Below are 818 nucleotides of genomic sequence, written 5' to 3'. Positions count from 1 at the left end.
AACCCTGATCGGGTTTGTGGAACAAGTTTATTTGGTTTCGAGAATGCTGGTATGTAAGCATTTAAGTTTATATTGAACACATCTGCTACTGAAATCTTAATATCTGGAAGGTCATTTAACCTTAATCTGTTGATCATTATAGTGATTTTGTTGTTTTAGATGTTTAAATAGAAATAGTAATATTGTAGGTATAAAATAAGAGTATGTTTAATGACCATAATGTAAGAAAACAATGTATGAGATCAATGAATTTAATGCTTATCGATGAGATCATGGTGATTTTGTTGATTCGGAAATATTATTAAAGGTTTATAAAAAGTAGTTGTTTTGTTATATTGGTTAAATATTCTATTGGAATATGATTGTAGGAATTAGATCGATATGTGTTGCACTTTTATCAGCTAATAGTCCCATAATACCTCCAACACATGTTAGTTCACAGACTAGTTGGGATTTTGTTAGGCCACCAATTGATGGATTACATGAGAGTTTACCAACATCTTGTTGATCGGCTACAACTATTGCGGTTTTAACAAGTTTGTTTGATGCGTTTGCTGCTTCGATTCCAGCATGTCCACATCCAACAACAACTACATCGTACAATTTTAATTTATTTTCCATAACAGAAGTAATTAGTTAAAGTATAAGCAGTTGTAGTTTCGTCACTATCATTATTTAATATTTGGTTGGCAACTTTAAGCATATCGAATTTGGTATCGATGTTTTTGATCAGTTTACATTTCTTTAATAAGGTTAGAACGGATATTTGTGATGGTGTTATAATGGATTTTTTTGTTAATTGCTTGAATATGTTGATT

At 30.4% G+C, this 818-nt stretch carries 2 protein-coding genes and 1 pseudogene; all 3 read right to left on the bottom strand.

Annotated features, from left to right (window positions below; genetic code table 4):
- A pseudogene (locus tag MAGTDC_RS06070) lies at positions 1-137 on the bottom strand (hypothetical protein); the annotation flags it as partial.
- Between the two features lie 211 nt (positions 138-348).
- Positions 349-603 carry an FAD-dependent oxidoreductase gene (locus MAGTDC_RS03540; protein WP_192573208.1) on the bottom strand — a complete coding sequence of 85 codons (255 nt, stop codon included), beginning with the start codon at positions 601-603 and terminating at the stop codon, positions 349-351.
- A 7-nt stretch (positions 604-610) separates the two neighbouring features.
- A partial coding sequence (locus tag MAGTDC_RS05725) for a hypothetical protein (protein ID WP_278046985.1) occupies positions 611-818 on the bottom strand: 208 nt, incomplete at its 5' end.

The organism is Candidatus Hodgkinia cicadicola (assembly GCF_002774925.1).
This window is presented reverse-complemented; position numbering and strand designations above follow the sequence as displayed.